Source organism: Serratia montpellierensis, assembly GCF_020858655.1.
In the GTDB taxonomy this organism is placed as follows: domain Bacteria; phylum Pseudomonadota; class Gammaproteobacteria; order Enterobacterales; family Enterobacteriaceae; genus Serratia; species Serratia montpellierensis.
Genome location: NZ_VOSN01000005.1, coordinates 12,441 through 29,770, shown reverse-complemented (window position 1 = coordinate 29,770; position 17,330 = coordinate 12,441). Strand labels below are relative to the sequence as shown.

Annotated in this window: 20 protein-coding genes; 15 read left to right on the top strand and 5 right to left on the bottom strand. The window is 60.2% G+C overall.

Annotation, left to right across the window (positions count from 1 at the left end):
* Positions 1-8: 8 nt before the first annotated feature.
* From mltG to ptsG, 5 genes are all read left to right on the top strand, one after another.
* Positions 9-1,034, top strand: coding sequence for an endolytic transglycosylase MltG (gene mltG, locus FUU19_RS05510; RefSeq protein ID WP_230490330.1), 1,026 nt, complete (start codon positions 9-11; stop codon positions 1,032-1,034).
* Positions 1,024-1,662 carry a dTMP kinase gene (gene tmk / locus FUU19_RS05505; RefSeq protein ID WP_141969536.1) on the top strand — a complete coding sequence of 213 codons (639 nt, stop codon included), beginning with the start codon at positions 1,024-1,026 and terminating at the stop codon, positions 1,660-1,662. Before mltG ends, tmk begins: the two co-directional genes overlap by 11 nt.
* A complete protein-coding gene (holB, locus tag FUU19_RS05500; RefSeq protein WP_141969534.1) occupies positions 1,662-2,669 on the top strand; it encodes a DNA polymerase III subunit delta' in 1,008 nt (335 codons plus the stop codon). Before tmk ends, holB begins: the two co-directional genes overlap by 1 nt.
* A 19-nt stretch (positions 2,670-2,688) precedes the next feature.
* Entirely contained in the window at positions 2,689-3,465 is a 777-nt protein-coding gene (locus FUU19_RS05495; RefSeq protein WP_141969532.1) for a metal-dependent hydrolase, read from the top strand.
* 343 nt (positions 3,466-3,808) lie between these two features.
* Positions 3,809-5,242 (top strand): PTS glucose transporter subunit IIBC, encoded by a 1,434-nt coding sequence (gene ptsG / locus FUU19_RS05490; protein ID WP_016928184.1) that lies wholly within the window; start codon positions 3,809-3,811, stop codon positions 5,240-5,242.
* Positions 5,243-5,298: 56 nt separating this feature from the next.
* Here the strand turns inward: ptsG and FUU19_RS05485 are convergent, their stop codons facing one another.
* Together FUU19_RS05485 and mntR are read right to left on the bottom strand one after the other, a co-directional pair.
* Positions 5,299-5,664 (bottom strand): DUF4180 domain-containing protein, encoded by a 366-nt coding sequence (locus FUU19_RS05485; RefSeq protein WP_230490331.1) that lies wholly within the window; start codon positions 5,662-5,664, stop codon positions 5,299-5,301.
* Between the two features lie 14 nt (positions 5,665-5,678).
* Positions 5,679-6,149, bottom strand: coding sequence for a manganese-binding transcriptional regulator MntR (mntR, locus tag FUU19_RS05480; protein WP_038875534.1), 471 nt, complete (start codon positions 6,147-6,149; stop codon positions 5,679-5,681).
* Positions 6,150-6,379: 230 nt separating this feature from the next.
* Between mntR and FUU19_RS05475 the strand changes: the two genes are divergently transcribed.
* Positions 6,380-7,684, top strand: coding sequence for an Nramp family divalent metal transporter (locus FUU19_RS05475; protein WP_049271379.1), 1,305 nt, complete (start codon positions 6,380-6,382; stop codon positions 7,682-7,684).
* 9 nt (positions 7,685-7,693) lie between these two features.
* Here the strand turns inward: FUU19_RS05475 and FUU19_RS05470 are convergent, their stop codons facing one another.
* Positions 7,694-8,599, bottom strand: coding sequence for a LysR family transcriptional regulator (locus FUU19_RS05470; protein ID WP_141969527.1), 906 nt, complete (start codon positions 8,597-8,599; stop codon positions 7,694-7,696).
* A 158-nt stretch (positions 8,600-8,757) separates the two neighbouring features.
* On the opposite strand from FUU19_RS05470, the gene FUU19_RS05465 reads away from it, so the two are divergent.
* Positions 8,758-9,276 carry a YybH family protein gene (locus tag FUU19_RS05465; protein WP_230490332.1) on the top strand — a complete coding sequence of 173 codons (519 nt, stop codon included), beginning with the start codon at positions 8,758-8,760 and terminating at the stop codon, positions 9,274-9,276.
* A gap of 51 nt (positions 9,277-9,327) precedes the next feature.
* Here the strand turns inward: FUU19_RS05465 and FUU19_RS05460 are convergent, their stop codons facing one another.
* On the bottom strand, positions 9,328-10,077 hold the full coding sequence (locus FUU19_RS05460; RefSeq protein ID WP_141969523.1) for an SDR family oxidoreductase: 750 nt from the start codon (positions 10,075-10,077) through the stop codon (positions 9,328-9,330).
* Positions 10,078-10,176: 99 nt separating this feature from the next.
* Between FUU19_RS05460 and FUU19_RS05455 the strand changes: the two genes are divergently transcribed.
* Positions 10,177-10,554: a winged helix-turn-helix transcriptional regulator gene (locus FUU19_RS05455; protein ID WP_197832723.1), complete on the top strand. Its 378-nt coding sequence runs from the start codon at positions 10,177-10,179 to the stop codon at positions 10,552-10,554.
* Here FUU19_RS05455 and FUU19_RS05450 read toward each other — a convergent pair.
* Positions 10,551-11,456, bottom strand: coding sequence for a transporter substrate-binding domain-containing protein (locus FUU19_RS05450; RefSeq protein WP_197801554.1), 906 nt, complete (start codon positions 11,454-11,456; stop codon positions 10,551-10,553). The two genes, FUU19_RS05455 and FUU19_RS05450, sit on opposite strands and share 4 nt — an antisense overlap.
* A gap of 221 nt (positions 11,457-11,677) precedes the next feature.
* On the opposite strand from FUU19_RS05450, the gene hinT reads away from it, so the two are divergent.
* The 7 genes from hinT (at position 11,678) to FUU19_RS05415 (ending at position 17,211) form a co-directional block, all read left to right on the top strand.
* On the top strand, positions 11,678-12,028 hold the full coding sequence (hinT, locus tag FUU19_RS05445) for a purine nucleoside phosphoramidase (RefSeq protein ID WP_004928776.1): 351 nt from the start codon (positions 11,678-11,680) through the stop codon (positions 12,026-12,028).
* Between the two features lie 11 nt (positions 12,029-12,039).
* Positions 12,040-12,429, top strand: a complete 390-nt coding sequence (locus FUU19_RS05440; protein ID WP_202669323.1) for a YcfL family putative periplasmic lipoprotein — start codon at positions 12,040-12,042, stop codon at positions 12,427-12,429.
* Positions 12,430-12,456: 27 nt separating this feature from the next.
* Positions 12,457-13,047, top strand: coding sequence for a penicillin-binding protein activator LpoB (gene lpoB, locus FUU19_RS05435; protein ID WP_141969515.1), 591 nt, complete (start codon positions 12,457-12,459; stop codon positions 13,045-13,047).
* Positions 13,028-13,894 (top strand): thiamine kinase, encoded by an 867-nt coding sequence (gene thiK / locus FUU19_RS05430; RefSeq protein WP_230490333.1) that lies wholly within the window; start codon positions 13,028-13,030, stop codon positions 13,892-13,894. The genes lpoB and thiK overlap by 20 nt, the downstream gene beginning before the upstream one ends.
* 38 nt (positions 13,895-13,932) lie before the next feature.
* On the top strand, positions 13,933-14,952 hold the full coding sequence (gene nagZ, locus FUU19_RS05425; RefSeq protein WP_141969511.1) for a beta-N-acetylhexosaminidase: 1,020 nt from the start codon (positions 13,933-13,935) through the stop codon (positions 14,950-14,952).
* A gap of 79 nt (positions 14,953-15,031) precedes the next feature.
* Positions 15,032-15,574, top strand: a complete 543-nt coding sequence (ycfP, locus tag FUU19_RS05420) for an alpha/beta hydrolase YcfP (protein WP_141969510.1) — start codon at positions 15,032-15,034, stop codon at positions 15,572-15,574.
* Positions 15,575-15,906: 332 nt separating this feature from the next.
* On the top strand, positions 15,907-17,211 hold the full coding sequence (locus FUU19_RS05415) for an NAD(P)/FAD-dependent oxidoreductase (RefSeq protein WP_004928794.1): 1,305 nt from the start codon (positions 15,907-15,909) through the stop codon (positions 17,209-17,211).
* The last annotated feature ends 119 nt before the right edge of the window (positions 17,212-17,330 follow it).

The window sequence follows — 17,330 nt, the reverse complement described above, 5'->3', positions numbered from 1 at the left end:
GCTGATTGATGAAGAAAAGAAAGCTGAAGGTCCTGTCTGTTATTGTTGTTCTGGTATTGGCGCTGCTGTTTTGGGGCTACCAGAAGATCGAACGCTTTGCCGATACGCCGCTGGCTATCCAACAAGAAACCATCTTCAAACTGCCGGCCGGCACCGGCCGGGTGGCACTGGAAGGGCTATTGGTGCGCGATAAACTGGTGCGCAACGGCCGTTGGTTCCAATGGTTGCTGAAACTGGAGCCGGAGCTGGCGGAGTTTAAAGCCGGTACCTACCGGTTCACGCCGGGCATGACGGTGCGCCAGATGCTGAAACTGTTGGCCAGCGGCAAAGAGGCGCAGTTCACCGCACGCTTTATCGAAGGCTCACGCCTGCGTGACTGGCAGCAGGTGCTGCAGCAGTCCAAATACCTAAAACACACTCTGGCGGGCAAGAGCGAAGCGGAGATCGCCGCGGCGCTCGGTATTCCTGCGGGAGAAACACCGGAAGGGCATCTGTACCCGGATACCTATCAGTATACCGCCGGCATGAGCGATATCGCGCTGCTCAAACGCGCACATGTGCGCATGAACAAAGCGCTGCAGGCTGCATGGGCCGGCCGCGACACCAGCCTGCCGTACAAAACGCCGCAAGACCTGCTGACCATGGCCTCGATCGTCGAGAAAGAGACCGCGGTGCCGGAAGAGCGTAGCAAGGTGGCGTCGGTGTTCGTCAACCGTTTGCGCATCGGCATGCGCCTGCAGACCGATCCGACGGTGATCTACGGCATGGGCGAAAGCTATAATGGCAACATCACGCGCAAGGATCTGGATACGCCAACGCCGTACAACACCTATGTGATCGCCGGCCTGCCGCCAACGCCGATCGCCATGCCGGGTGAGGCCTCGTTGCAGGCGGCCGCCAATCCGGCCAAAACGCCTTATCTCTATTTTGTCGCCGACGGCAAGGGAGGGCATACCTTCACCACCAATCTGGCGAGCCATAACCAGGCGGTGCGCGTGTACCGTCAGGCGTTAAAGGAAAAGAATGAAAAGTAAATTCGTTGTTATCGAAGGGCTGGAAGGCGCGGGTAAAACCACCGCGCGTGATACGGTGGTCAATGTGCTGCGCGAACACGGCATCAACGACATCGTCTTCACCCGCGAACCAGGCGGCACGCCGCTGGCGGAGAAGCTGCGCGATCTGTTCAAACGCGGCATCGACGGCGAATTGCCGACCATCAAGGCCGAAGTGCTGATGCTGTACGCCGCGCGCGTGCAGCTGGTGGAGACCGTGATTAAACCGGCCCTGGCGCGCGGCGCCTGGGTGGTGGGCGATCGTCACGATCTCTCTTCGCAGGCTTACCAGGGCGGCGGCCGTGGCGTGGATCCGCAGCTGATGAGCTCGCTGCGCGACACCGTGCTGGGGGACTTTCACCCGGATCTGACGGTCTATCTCGATCTGCCTCCGCTGGTCGGCCTGCAACGCGCACAGGCGCGCGGCCAGCTGGATCGCATCGAACAGGAGGCGCTGCCGTTCTTCGAACGCACCCGCGCTCGCTATCTCGAGCTGGCGGCGCAGGATGAAACCATCGTTACCGTTGACGCCGCCCAGCCACTGGAGCAGGTGACCGCGGCGATCCGCGACTGCGTCGGCCACTGGCTGCGGCAGCAGGAAGGCGCATAATGAACTGGTACCCGTGGCTGAATGGCCCTTATCGCCAATTGGTTGGTCAGTACGCCGACGGTCGCGGCCACCATGCGCTGCTGCTGCACGCGGCGGCGGGCAACGGTGACGATGCGCTGGCCTACGGCCTGAGCCGCTGGTTGATTTGCCAGCAGCGCAACGGCGAAAAAAGCTGCGGCGAGTGCCACAGCTGCCGGCTGATGCTGGCGGGTAACCACCCGGATTATCACGTGCTGGCGCCGGAAAAGGGCAAGAGCAGCCTGGGGATCGAACCGATCCGCCAGGTGATTGAAACGCTTTATGCCCACGCGCAACAGGGCGGCGCCAAAGTGATTTGGCTGGCGCAGGCGGAACAGTTGACCGAGGCGGCGGCCAACGCACTGCTTAAAACGCTGGAAGAGCCGCCGGAGAAAACCTATTTTCTGCTGGGCTGTCGTGAGCCGTCGCGGCTGATGGCGACGCTGCGCAGCCGCTGCCTGTACTGGCATTTGGCCAGCCCGGATGAGCAGCTCAGCCTGCAGTGGCTGGGCCGACAGGCGGCCGGCTCTCAGACGGATCGCCTCACGGCGCTGCGCCTGCACGACGGCGCGCCGCTGGCCGCCGAACAGCTGTTGCAGCCGCAGCAGTGGCAACAGCGCAGCGCCCTGTGCGCCGCGTTGAGCGCCGCGCTGCCGCAGCGCGATATGCTGTCGCTGCTGCCGGTGCTGAACCATGAAGACGTCGCCGAGCGCCTGCACTGGCTGTGCGCGCTGCTGGTGGACGCGATGAAGTGGCAGCAGGGCGCGCATCACTATGTATTGAATCAGGATCAGCAGCCGCTGGTGCATCAGCTGGCCAGCCTGCTGAGCAGCGCCTCGCTGCAGCAGATCGTGCAGCAGTGGCTGACCTGCCGCCATCAGCTGCTCAGCGTGGTGGGCGTCAATCGCGAGCTGCTGCTGACCGAACAGTTACTTCGCTGGGAACAGATGCTTGGCGTCGCCGGCTATTCCCAACCTCATTCGCTGTAAAGTAAAAGAGTTAAAAATTATGTTGTTAGTCGATTCTCATTGCCACCTTGACAGTCTGGATTATCAAACGCTGCACCAAAATGTGGACGATGCGCTGGCCAAGGCCAAAGCGTGCGACGTCGGCTATGTGTTGGCGGTCGCTACCACGCTGCCGGGCTACCGTTCCATGACCGAGCTGATCGGCGAGCGCAACGACGTGGCCTTCTCCTGTGGGGTGCATCCGCTCAATCTGGAAGGGGGCTATGATTACGCCGAGCTGCGCCGCCTGGCGGCGGCGGAGCAGGTAGTGGCGCTGGGGGAGACCGGGCTCGATTACTTCTACCAGAAAGACAACCTTGAGCTGCAGCAGGACTCTTTCCGCGAACATATCCGCATTGGCCGGGATCTGAACAAGCCGGTGATCGTCCATACCCGCGATGCGCGTGCGGACACGCTGGCGATCCTGCGTGAAGAGAACGCACAGGAGTGCGGCGGTGTACTCCACTGCTTTACTGAAGATCTGGCCACCGCCGAAGCCCTGCTGGATCTGGGTTTCTACATCTCCTTCTCGGGCATTGTGACCTTCCGCAACGCCGAACAGCTGCGTGAGGTGGCCCGCTATGTGCCGCTGGATCGCATCCTGGTGGAAACCGATTCGCCTTATCTGGCGCCGGTGCCGCATCGCGGCAAAGAAAACCAACCCGCCTATGTGCGCGATGTGGCTGAATACATGGCGGTATTGAAGGGCGTCAGCCTGGAACAACTGGCCGAAGCCACCACCGCCAACTTTTCACGCTTATTTCACCTCGATCTGTGATCTTTGACCTAGGCTATAGCTGTAGGTCATTGTCTGCGTAATTTTTTTTAAGCTCGTAATTAATCACTGAAACGGGTAAGGTTCCCTCCCGTTTCAGGGTGATTGGTGCGTGTTTTTTGGCCGGTTTTGCCAAAAAACAGCCGGTTTATGCAAAGTTACCGCGGCTCGATCATCGAAACGTGATTGTCATCAAACATTGCGCAGGCTATTTATTTTACTCTGCGTAATAAATTCAAGGGGTGCTCAGACACCCTGAATTGCAGGGGTTTTTCTCCCCCCCTTGCAGCGCGAATCAACGCGACAAGAAGTAGCAAAGCATTATTACTCAGGAGCACACTCAACTATGTTCAAGAACGCATTTGCAAACCTGCAAAAAGTAGGTAAATCGCTCATGCTGCCGGTGTCCGTGTTGCCTATCGCAGGTATCCTGCTGGGCGTCGGCTCCGCCAACTTTAGCTGGCTACCTGCGGTAGTCTCCCACGTGATGGCGGAAGCGGGCGGTTCGGTCTTCGCCAACATGCCGCTGATTTTCGCCATCGGCGTCGCCCTGGGCTTCACCAACAACGACGGCGTTTCCGCGCTGGCGGCGGTGGTGGCCTACGGCATCATGGTGAAAACCATGGCGGTGGTTGCGCCGCTGGTGCTGCACCTGCCGGCTGAAGAGATTGCGGCCAAACACCTGGCGGATACCGGTGTGCTCGGGGGGATTATCTCCGGTGCCATCGCGGCCTATATGTTCAACCGCTTCTTCCGCATTCAACTGCCGGAATACCTGGGCTTCTTTGCCGGTAAGCGTTTCGTGCCGATCATTTCTGGTCTGGCGGCGATCGTTCTGGGCGTAGTGCTGTCCTTCATTTGGCCGCCGATCGGTACGGCTATCCAGACCTTCTCGCAGTGGGCGGCTTATCAGAACCCGGTCGTGGCCTTCGGCATTTACGGCGTGGTTGAGCGTGCTCTGGTGCCGTTCGGTCTGCACCACATCTGGAACGTACCGTTCCAAATGCAAATTGGTGAATTCACCAACGCGGCGGGCCAGGTATTCCACGGCGACATCCCTCGCTACATGGCGGGTGACCCAACCGCGGGCAAACTGTCCGGCGGCTTCCTGTTCAAAATGTACGGTCTGCCTGCTGCGGCCATCGCCATCTGGCACTCGGCCAAGCCGGAAAACCGTGCGAAAGTTGGCGGCATCATGATCTCCGCCGCGCTGACCTCGTTCCTGACCGGTATCACCGAGCCGATCGAGTTCTCCTTCATGTTCGTCGCGCCGATCCTGTATGTGATCCACGCTATCCTGGCCGGCCTGGCGTTCCCAATCTGCATCCTGTTGGGCATGCGTGACGGCACCAGCTTCTCGCACGGCCTGATCGACTTTATCGTACTGAGCGGCAACAGCAGCAAAATCTGGCTGTTCCCAATCGTCGGCATCGTCTACGGTCTGGTGTACTACACCATCTTCCGCGTGCTGATCGCCAAGCTGGATCTGAAAACCCCGGGCCGTGAAGACACCGCTGCCGAGCAGACTGCGCAGGGCGGTTCCGAAATGTCCGCGGCGCTGGTTCAGGCCTTCGGCGGTAAAGAAAACATCACTAACCTGGATGCTTGCATCACCCGTCTGCGCGTCAGCGTGGCCGACGTGTCCAAAGTTGACCAGGCGGGCCTGAAGAAACTGGGCGCAGCCGGCGTAGTCGTCGCTGGTTCCGGCGTGCAGGCCATCTTCGGCACCAAGTCCGACAACCTGAAAACCGATATGGACGAATACATCCGTAATCACTGATTCAGGCAGGGGAGTTACAAAGGGAGGCGCAAGCCTCCCTTTTTTATTGCCCGTCGTCAGGCGCCAAGGCGCTGTTCGAGTTCGGTGAGAGAAGAGAGGAACCAGACCTGTTCGCCGCGATTGGCTTCGCGCACAAAATCTTGCAGCGCGTTGCTTTGCGTCAGCCAGGGGGTGATATCGCCCAGCAGCGTCACGCGCAGGCGGTAGTTGATGAATTTCTGTAATACGGCGCCGGCCATGCCGCTTCTTAGCTGGAAGAAGGCGGCGTCGAGGCGGTTGACGGGGAGGGCAATCATCCCGGCATCGTGTTCAAAGGCGGGCGCGATAAACAGGCTGACGTCGTTCTCGTCTTTCAACATTGGCCCGGCTTCGGCGAAAACCACCAGGCGCAGATCATGGATTTGCCGCACGGCGTAGCTCATCGGCGCTCCGGGAGTCAGGGTTTGGCGTGCTTTTGCAGGTAATGCTCGAACACCGCCAGCGTTTCGTCCGAGATATGGTGTTCAATCCCTTCGCTGTCCAGCTCGGCGGTTTCGCTCGGCACCCCGACGCACATCAGCAGATCGACCACGATGCGGTGACGGCGGCGCACCTTCTGCGCCAGCTGCTCGCCTTCCTCGGTTAGAAATACCCCGCGATAAGGGCGCGATTCCACCAGCCCGGCGCTTTTCAGCCGCGCGATATTTTTGATCGCCGTCGGATGAGACACGCCGAAGCGGCGCGCGATATCGGTGGTTCTGGCTTCGCGGGTGCTTTGCAGCAAATCGGCGATCAGCTCAACGTAATCTTCGATCAGCGCATTGGACTGCGCTTCGCGGGCGCGGCTAAAACGCAGGGCGTGCTCGGCCTCGTCCGGCATGTCGGTCTGGGCGTGGCGGTCGGCGTTATCTGGCGCGCGGGTAACCATAGCGTGGGGCGTCCTGTAAGCATAAAAATGGCGTCTCCCGGCAATGCGGGGAGGGTTGCCCTAAGTTAGTCCAAATAGCACACATTATCAATTCGATGCCACGCATTGTGGTAGTTAGAAACATCTTTACACACAGCCAATGAATTTCGCCTGTTGCATAAAGTGTAGCTGATGCTACATTGTCAGCATGATAGGTGGAAAAATAACCAGCAAAAGATTGAGGGTACTTCATGCGTGACGCGGCAACCACCCCATCGTTAACCGAACGGACCAACATCGCGATTGGCGCCGCCCTTGCCGGACGCAAGCGCGGCGCCTTTACGCCGCTGCTGTTCGCCGGCCCGGCGGTGATTGCCTCTATTGCCTATATGGATCCCGGCAACTTCGCCACCAACATCCAGGCTGGGGCGAAATACGGTTACAGCCTGCTGTGGGTGGTGGTGATGGCCAACCTGATCGCCATGCTGTTCCAGGCGCTGTCGGCCAAGCTGGGTATCGTCACCAACCGCAATCTGGCGGAGATGTGCCGCGATCAGTTTTCACGGCCGGTAGTGATCGGCATGTGGCTGCTTAGCGAAGTGGCGGCGATGGCCACCGATCTGGCGGAGTTTCTCGGCGGCGCGATTGCGCTGGCGCTGTTGTTCCACATGCCGCTGCTGGCGGGGATGGGCGTGACGGCGGTGATCACCTATGCGCTGTTGATGGTGGAAAAGAAAGGTTTTCGCCCGGTTGAGCTGATGATCGGCGGCCTGGTGGGCATCATTGCGCTGTGTTACCTGGTGGAGATGTTCATCGTACCGGTGGATTGGCAGGCGGCCGGGATCGGCATGGTGACGCCGCAACTGCCGGACGCGCAGGCGCTGACCATCGCCGTCGGCATTATCGGCGCCACCGTGATGCCGCATGCCATTTTCCTGCATTCGGGGCTGACCCAGCACCGCAGCCCGGCCAGTGATAACGGCGAGCGGCGCAAGCTGCTGCGTTTCTCCAATATTGAGGTGGTGATCGCGCTGGCGCTGGCCGGGCTGGTGAATATCGCGATGGTCATCATGGCCTCGAGCGCCTTCCACGCCGGTAACAGCGACGTGGCCGAAATTGGCACTGCCTACCATACGCTGACGCCACTGTTCGGTGCGGCGGCCGCCGGTATCTTCCTCGCTTCGCTGATCGCCTCCGGCATTTCCAGCTCGGTGGTGGGCACCATGGCCGGGCAAATGATCATGCAGGGCTTCGTTGGCTTCCGCATTCCGGTGTGGGTGCGCCGCCTGGTCACCATGGTGCCGGCGTTTATCGTGGTGGCGATGGGCGTCAACGCCACCGACGCGCTGGTCTACAGCCAGGTGGTGCTGAGCCTGGCGCTGCCGGCGCCGATGATCGCGCTGGTGATGTTCACCCGTCGCCGCGACATCATGGGCGAGTTCGCCAACGGCCGCTGGACCAGCCTGGCGGCGGTCGTCGGCACGGTAGTGATCGTGTTGCTCAACGTGGTGCTGCTGTTGCAGACCTTCGGCGTCGAGATCCCTGGGCTGGGGTGAGCCGCGCAATCAGGGCCTGGCGAATTTGTTGGCGAACAGCTCGCTGATGAAGTCGACGAAGACCCGAATTTTGTGGCTGCGATCCCGCAGGCGCGGATAGAGAATATTGATCGGCGCTCCCGTGGGCGCCCATTCCTGCAGTATCGGCTCCAATTCCCCTGTCTTCAGATAATTTTCCAGCGTGCAATCCAGCAAGTAAACCAGGCCGAAGTGATTCCTGGCAACCTCGCACAGCGATGGGGAATGGTTGAAACTCAGCAGCGGGCTGGGCGCCAGAGAGTAGCGTTCGTCACCGCGAATGAACTGCCAGTCGTCCGCCGCCGCTGCGCCTGAACGGATAAATCCCAGCCGCTGATGCTGTTGCAGCTGTTTCGGGTGTTCCGGCCGGCCATGGCGCGCAAAATAATCGGGAGACGCACAGCACAAATAGCGTGGTTGCAGCAATTGGCGGTTGACCATCTCGGGGATGTCGCCGGCGCCGATGCGAATAAATACGTCGGCGCGATCTTCCGCCGGATTGACCAGGCGATCGCTAACCGACACGCTAAGCTGCAATTCCGGGTATTGCGCCAAAAAAGCCGGCAGCGCCGGGGCGATATGCATGCTGCTCAGCATTGAGGCTATCTCAACCCGCAGCGGTCCGCGCGGTTGTTCAAAGTCACCCGACATGTCGTTTTTCAGCTGGTCAAACTGCCGCAGTATCTCTTGCGCGGTGCGATAGCAACGCTCCCCGGCGCTGGTCAGCGAAAAGCGCCGGGTTGAACGCTTGAAGAGGGATTGCCCGAACTGTTTTTCAAGCTGATTGATGCTGTACGTGACGCTGGCTGGGGAGAGCCCCATTTTGGTTGCCGCCTGGCTGAACCCCTCCATTTCCACCACCTGGCAGAACACGCGCAGCGCATGCAGTTCATTCATGTTAACGGCTTCCATTATTTAAATTATTAAAAGAGTATTTTTAAATATGCCGGCTGTCAATTTAACGCGGCATTGGATAATTTATTTTCAGCGTTTTTATTTATCTGAAATCGCATCCTGTATTGCCATAATGAAATAACGCCGAAGAGGATATTTACATGAAAAAGTTAACTGCCGTATTGTTATTGGCGGGAGCAGGCTTGTGCGGCCAAACGTATGCCGCAGGCAGCGAGGCCGTGCCGCAAAGTTACAGGGTTTCCGCAGAGGCGGACGTCGCGGCCGAGCAGAAAGCGGTGTATGAGCTGATAAACCGCTACCAGACAGCGCTTAATGCCGGCGATACGCCAACGATCTTGTCACTTTTTGCGCCAGAAAGTTACTCGCAATGGAACGAGAAACCGACGGCGGATAGCAATGAAAAGCGCCGCCAACAATATGACAGCTTATTTAAAAACGAGAAATTTGAAACAGAGTTTGCTTATGACAGCGTCAACGTGAACGGGAATATGGCCTATGTGCGCACGCACCATCATCGCGGCGCAACGGTTACCCGAATAAGCGACGGTGCTACCCTGATCGATTTAAACCGTGAAGTATTTGTATTGGAGAAACAGCAGGGCCAATGGAAGATCGTGGTCTATACCTTTAATACCAACCCGATTCAAGGGGTGAGTTGAGAGGGACAGATAAAGGCCGCGCAAGCGGCCTTCTTATGGTGTCGCGCGCGGTTACAGGTTCCCCACGCCGCCATCCATCTGCAGCTCCGCGCCGACCATAAACGCCGACTCATCCGCCGCCAGAAACACCGCCGCTTTGGCCAGTTCCAGCGCGCTGCCCATGCGGCCGATCGGCACCAGCGCGCGGATATCATCGCGCAATGCCCGTTCATCCGCTTCCGCCAGTCCCAGTTTTCCCAGCGCCGGGGTTTCGGTCGGGCCGGGGCTGAGGCCGTTGACGCGAATGCCGCGCGCGTGCAGCTCACCGGACAGCGTTCTGGCCAGCGACAGCAAACCGGCTTTGCTGGCGGCGTAGGCGCTGCTCTGCGGCAGGCCGATATGGGCGCTGACCGAACCGCACAGGATCACCGAGGAAGGGTTGGCCAGCAGCGGCAGCAGCGCCTGGATCAGAAAGAACGGCCCCTTCAGGTTGATGTCCATCAGCCGCTGGTAGCTCTGCTCATCCCACTCCGGCAGCGGGCGGTGCGTGACGTCGCCGGCGTTAACGTACAGCACGTCCAGCCGCGGCCACCGTTGCTCCAACTGCTGCGCCAGTTCTCGCTGCTGTGGGATGTCGCCGGCGTCGCTCAGCAGCAACAGCGCGTTGCCCGCCAATGCCTGGCCCGCCGCGTCCAGGGCGCGTTGGCTGCGGCCGGTGATCGCCACCGTCGCGCCCTCGGCGATGAACTGGCGGGCGGTTTCCAGCCCGATGCCGCTGGTGCCGCCGGTAATCAAAGCGTATTTGCCTTGCAGTCGTGACATAACCGATTCCTCTTTCGCGTCTGTTGCGGCATTATTTGCGCTATAGTTCCTTTTGCATAGTAGGCACCTTTTGGATACTAAAGGGCGAGGTGGGATGAAATGACGACACAAGCGCCATTAGCGGCGGAAAATAATTTGTCGGCGTTGCCGACGCCGGGCGAATCCTGCCCGATGGTGGACTTCGTCAATCTGGTGTCGGGCAAGTGGGCGATACCGATCCTGTACCGGCTGATAATGATCGATGGCCCGGTGCGATTCAGCGAGCTGCAGCGGGCGGTGGCGCCCATTGCGCAAAAAGAGCTGACGCGCCAGCTGCGGCTGTTCGAGCAGCGCGGCCTGGTGACGCGGCAGGTGTTTCCCGAAGTGCCGCCGCGGGTGGAGTACCAGGTCACCGCGCTGGGCAAATCGCTGCGGCCGACGCTGGACTCGCTGGCCGAGTGGATGCGCCGACATGCCCCGCAGCTGATCGGTAGCTAGTCGCCGATGCCCGGCGGGTTGATGGTTGAGCGCTCGACCTTTTCGTCGCCTTCACCCCAGCGTTCCAGCACCTGCGCATATTCGCCGCTGACGATCGCGCCATTGATCGCGGCGTTGACGGCGTTCACCAATCCGTTGCCTTTTTTGGTGGTAACCGCGACGTAGGCCACGCTGGGGCCGATGCCGACCATTTTGGTTTTGCCGGTCAGCGCCGCCTTGTAGGCGCCGGTGGAGTGGGGGCCGAAGAACGCATCGGCGCGCCCGGACTGAATGCTGAGGTTGGTGGCGGCGTCGTCGGTCACGTAGATCGGCTGTACCGGCGGCAGCCCGGCGGCGCGATTCTGCTTATCCCATCCCAGCAGAATGTTTTCCTGATTGGTGCCTGATCCGACGATGATCCGCAGCCCGGCCACGTCCTGCGGGCGATTGATCGAGGTGATGTGGCTGGTGGATTTGACGTAAAAGCCCAGCGTGTCCACCCGGTAGGTGGCGAAGTCGAATTTGGTTTTACGCTGTTTGGTGACGGCGATGTTGAAGATCGCCGCATCGTATTTGCCCGCGCTGATGCCCAGTGGCCAATCTTCCCAGGAGGTAGGCACCAGATTCAGCTCCAGTCCGAGGCTGTCGGCCACCAGGCGGGCGATGTCCGGATCGCTGCCGATCAGCGTTTTATTGTCCTCGGCGAACAGCGCCAGCGGCGGGGAATTCTCGAACGCCACCGCTACCGTCAGCTTGCCGGGGACCGCGAAGTGAAAGTTCGCCGGGATCAGCGCGATAGCGGCGGGGTTTTTCGCTGCGCGTATCGGCTCTCGGTTAGCCTGCAGGTCGATACCGCCCGTCGTGGCCGCCTGAACGGCGGCGCTCAGCAACAGCGCGCACAGCGCCGGTATTCTCGGTGACATAACGCCCTCTATCCTTTGTTAATCATGGGGTTACTATTAGCGGCGGCGCGGGGCAAGTAAAGCAACAATAGTGAATAACCAAAGCGAAAAGGTGCACAAGCGGGGCGCCGGCCTGCGCGAATCTGCAGCACTCGACGTGGAAAGTGCGCAATCAGGTTGAAAGCAGTAGAATTTGTCACTCATACTGCGTACAGCTAATTGTGTAAAACAAGGAACGCCAGATGGCCGAAGAAACGATTTTCAGTAAAATTATCCGCCGCGAAATCCCTGCTGATGTGGTTTATCAGGATGAACTGGTCACCGCTTTCCGTGACATCTCCCCCCAGGCGCCTACCCATGTGCTGATCGTTCCCAACGTGCTGATCCCAACCGTCAACGACGTGACCGTAGAGCACGAAGCCGCGCTGGGCCGCATGATCACCGCCGCAGCGAAGATCGCCGAACAGGAAGGCATCGCCGAAGACGGCTATCGCCTGATCGTCAACTGCAACCGCCACGCCGGTCAGGAGGTCTATCATATTCATATGCACCTGGTCGGTGGCCGCTCGCTGGGGCCGCTGTTGTCACGTTAAGCGAGGAAATCATGCGCGGTAAAAAAACTCTGCGTGGTCTGATGGCGTTGGCACTGCCCGTCGCGTTGCTGATGGGGTGCAGTTCGCCGTCCGGCATCGCGGTCAACCAACGTCAAACGGTGGTGATGGATCCTTCGGTGCTGACCGCCGGCATTTTGGCCGATACGCCCTCGATTTCGAACGCCTCCGGGCGGGTGATGGCGACCTCGGTGCTCAATAACAGCCAAGTGACGCCGGTCACCGTGCATTATCGTTTCTATTGGTACGACGCACAGGGGCTGGACATTCGTCCCTTTGAAGAACCGCGTGAGATCGTCGTGGCGCCCGACTCGGACGCCAAAATCTACTCGATTAACGGCAACTTGGACGCCAAAAGCGCGCGTCTGTATCTGTACCTGTAAGCGCTTGCCAGGTTTGGAGAAAAAAGCATGAAAAAGTACGTCTTAGTGGCGCTGGCCGCATTAACCCTGAGCGGCTGTCTGTCGCGCCAGCCTGAGCCGGATCAGCCGCTGCCGCCGGTCACCGTCGAGCCGGATCAGCCGACGCCGCCGGTCGAGCAGCCGCAGCCGCCAACCACCGAGCCGGTGCCACAGCCGCCGAAAATCCAGCAGCTCGACTGGCTGGGCAGCGTTCAGCCGCTGGTAGGGCAGATGCTGAAGGCCGATGGCGTCACGGCCGGCAGCGTGCTGCTGCTGGACAGCGTCAAGAACAACACCAACGGTTCGCTGCAGATGGGCAAAGCCACCGCGGCGCTGTACAAGGCGCTGGCGTCGAATTCCACCTTCAGCGTGGTGCCGGAGGCGAAGCTGACCAGCGCCAGACAAACGCTGGGCCTGTCGGCGGATGACAGCTTCGGTTCGCGCAGCAAGGCGATTGGCCTGGCACGCATCGTCGGCGCGCAGTACGTGCTGTACAGCGACGTCAGCGGCGACGTGAAGTCACCGGCGTTGGATATGCAGCTGATGCTGGTGCAAACCGGCGAGATCGTCTGGTCGGGCAATGGCGCCGTTAAACGCTGAGGCCGCGCTGCGACGATTGATGGAAACCAGACTGCCGGCGGTGAATACCGCCGGTTGTCATTTCAGCCCGGTGCAGGGGCTGACCGGTGAGAGCTGGCGTATCGACGGTTCGGGCATCACGTTGTTGGCGCGGCAGCACAGTGTGGAAAAACGCGCGCTGGGCGTGAGCCGACGGCGGGAAGCGCAGGTCTTGCGCCGCTGCGCGCCGGGGCTGGGGCCGCGGGTTTTCGCACAGAATAATCAGTGGCTTATCCTCGAATGGCTCGAAGGTGACATCGTCACAGATGCCGAGTTTGCGGCGCTGAATCAGCGCGGCGAGCTGGCGGCGATGGCGGCGGAACTGCATCGGCGGCCGCTCAGCGGTTACCGGCTGGATCTGCGGCGGCAGTTCCGCCGCTACTGGCAGCAGCTGGATACGCGGCGTTTAACTCCTGACTGGCTGCGCCTGCAGCATCACTTTTTGCAAAACGCGCCACCCTCACCGCTGAAGCTGGCGCCGCTGCACATGGACATCCATCCGGGCAATCTGCTCGCCACCGGCGAAGGGCTGCGCCTGATCGACTGGGAATATGCCGCCGACGGCGACGTGGCGCTGGATATCGCTGCGCTGTTTCGCGGCAACGGCTGGTCGGCCGAGGAGCAGCAGCGCTTTTTGCAGCACTACGCGCGCCAGGGCTATCACGACGTCGTCCGGTTGCAGGTACAGGTGCGGTGCTGGCTGCCGTGGGTGGATTATCTGATGTTGCTGTGGTTTGAAGTGCGCTGGCAGCAGAGCGGTGACGCCGAATTTTTGCGCTGGGGCGCGGTGGTGCGCCGGCGATTCGGTTTATCATCATCCGAATTCTGAACGAACACTAATGAAGCGAGGTGCCCGTGGGCCCAGTAATGCTAGATGTCGCCGGCTACGAGCTGGATGCAGAAGAACGCGAAATATTGAAACACCCGCTGGTTGGCGGATTGATCCTGTTCACCCGCAACTTCCACGATGCGGAGCAGCTGCGTGAGCTGGTGCGCCAGATCCGCGCCGAATCGCACGATCGGCTGGTGGTGGCGGTAGATCAGGAAGGCGGGCGCGTGCAGCGCTTCCGCGAGGGCTTCACCCGTCTGCCGGCGGCGCAGTCGTTTGCCGCGTTGCACGATGCGCAGGAAGGTGGCCGTCTGGCGCAGGAGGCCGGCTGGCTGATGGCGGCGGAAATGATTGCACAGGATATCGACATCAGCTTTGCGCCGGTGCTGGACATCGGCCACGTCAGCGCAGCGATCGGCGAGCGTTCGTTCCACAGCGATCCGCAGCAGGCGCTGGCGATGGCGGAACGCTTCATCCTCGGCATGCACAGCGCCGGCATGAAAACCACCGGTAAACACTTCCCGGGGCATGGCGCCGTCAGCGCCGATTCGCACAAGGAAACCCCGCGCGATCCGCGGCCGCTGGCGCAGATCCGTGAGCATGACATGGCGATCTTCCGCGAGCTGATCAACCGCCAACTGTTGGACGCCGTCATGCCGGCCCACGTCATCTATACTGAAGCGGACCCGCGTCCGGCCAGCGGCTCGCCGTACTGGCTGCAACAGATCCTGCGTCAGGAACTGGGCTTCGACGGCGTGATTTTCTCCGACGACCTGTCGATGGAAGGCGCCGCGATCATGGGCAGCTACGCCGAGCGCGGCCAGGCGGCGCTGGATGCCGGTTGCGACATGATCCTGGTGTGCAACCACCGCGAAGGTGCGGTCAGCGTGCTGGATAACCTGTCCCCGGTCAAAGCAGAGAAGGTGAAGCGGTTATATCATCGCGGTCAGTTCACCCGTCAGGAACTGCGCGACTCCGAGCGCTGGCAGCAGGCGCACAAGGCGCTCAGCGCGCTGAGCGAACGCTGGGAGGAGCACAAGCAGCGTTCGCAAGGGTGAATCCAGGCGCCGCATCGCGGCGCGGAGCGGAAATGATGAGGGCCGCGCCCGCGGCCCTTGGCTTGTTGCGAGGATCCACATGATTATCTATTTGCACGGCTTCGATTCCACCAGTCCCGGCAATCATGAAAAGGTGTTACAGCTGCAGTTTATCGATCCGGACGTGCGCTTCATCAGCTACAGCACGCTGCATCCGCGTCACGACATGCAGCATCTGTTGAAAGAGGTGGACAAGGCGGTGCAGCAGGGCGGCGACGCGCACCCGTTGATCTGCGGGGTCGGCCTCGGCGGCTTCTGGGCGGAACGCATCGGCTTCCTGTGCGGCATTCGCCAGGCGATGTTCAATCCCAATTTGTACCCGGAAGAACACATGCACGGCAAGATAGACCGGCCGGAAGAGTATCGCGATATCGCCACCAAGTGCGTGGAGGACTTCCGCGAGAAGAATCGCGATCGCTGCCTGGTGGTGCTGTCGCGGCAAGACGAGGTGCTGGATAACCGGCGCAGCGCCGAATTGCTGCATCACTACTACGAAATCGTCTGGGATGAGCAGCAGACGCACAAGTTCAAAAACATCTCACCCCATCTGCAGCGGATCAAGGCGTTCAAGGCGCTGGGTTAACAGTTTCATAACGCTGCCGCGAGCCGCGCTCCCCGTTTTTCACCGACGGAAAGTGCGGCTTTTTTGTACGCCAAGGTAAAGTTTTTCGTGGCAATCGGCAAAATTTAAAACTGTGACTCAGCGCTAACTATTTGAATCACAATCCCCAAAAAATCCCCGCGTCCAGCCTTTAACCAAAAAAATTTGATGTACGTCAATTTTGGTATGACCAAATAACCTCACATGTTATTCTGGCCTCAGAGAGCCGATTTATTTTAAGCGAACCCTATGTATTCTAAGGATATTATTTATTTACCCTGGAATAACAAATGGTTCACATTTAGGGGGTTATTTTGACAACGCCAAAGAAGAAAATCGTTATTGTTGGCGGCGGCGCCGGTGGCTTGGAGCTGGCGACCAGCCTGGGCCATAAACTTGGCCGCAAGAACAAAGCGGAGATCACGCTGGTGGATCGCAACCACAGCCATTTGTGGAAACCGCTGTTGCACGAAGTGGCGACCGGCTCCCTCGATGACGGCGTGGATGCGCTCAGCTACCTGGCGCACGCGCGCAATCACCATTTCAGCTTCCAGCTGGGGTCGTTGACCAACATCAACCGCGAGACGCAAACGCTGCAGCTGGCGCAGATCTGCGACGAGCAGGGTGGCGAACTGGTGCCGGCGCGTGAACTGCCGTACGACATCCTGGTGATGGCGCTGGGCAGCACTTCGAACGATTTCGGTACGCCGGGCGTGAAAGAGCACTGCATCTTCCTGGATAACCCGCATCAGGCGCGTCGTTTCCACAACGAAATGCTCAACCTGTTCCTGAAGTTCTCGGCCCAGCCGGGGCAAAAAGAGCGAGTTAACATCGCCATCGTCGGCGGCGGCGCCACCGGCGTTGAGCTGTCTGCCGAACTGCACAACGCGGTGAAGCAGCTGCACAGCTACGGTTTCGAAGGCCTGGACAACAGTGCGCTCAACGTGACGCTGGTGGAAGCCGGCGAGCGAATTCTGCCGGCGCTGCCGCCGCGCATTTCCGCTGCTGCGCACCAGGAACTGATCAAATTGGGCGTGCGCGTGCTGACCAACACCATGGTGACCAGCGCAGATGCCAAAGGCCTGAACACCAAGGGCGGCGAGTTCATCGACGCCGATCTGATGGTGTGGGCGGCCGGCATCAAGGCGCCGGATTTCATGAAAGACATCGGCGGCCTGGAAACCAACCGCATCAACCAGCTGGTGGTGGAGCCGACGCTGCAGACCACACGCGATCCGAACATCTTCGCCATCGGCGACTGCGCCTCCTGCCCGAAAGAGGGCGGCGGTTTCGTGCCGCCGCGCGCCCAGTCGGCGCACCAGATGGCCTCGCGCTGCGCCACCAATATTTTGGCGCTGATGAACGGCCAGACGCTGAAGCCATACGTATATAAAGACCACGGCTCGCTGGTGTCGCTGTCGCGCTTCAGCACCGTCGGCAGCCTGATGGGCAACCTGATGCGCGGCTCGATGATGGTGGAAGGGCGCATCGCGCGCTTCGTTTACATCTCGCTGTACCGCATGCACCAGGTAGCGCTGCACGGCTACATCAAAACCGGCCTGATGATGCTGGTAGGCGGTATCAACCGGGTGATCCGCCCGCGTCTGAAAATGCACTGATCCTGCCTTTGTCGACCAACCCGCGCCGGTTCGCCCGCGCGGGTTTTTTTATGGCGGCGCGAGGCGATCGGCGGCGGTTGTTTGATTCTTCAGCATAAGCTGTCGTCGGCATGGGTAAA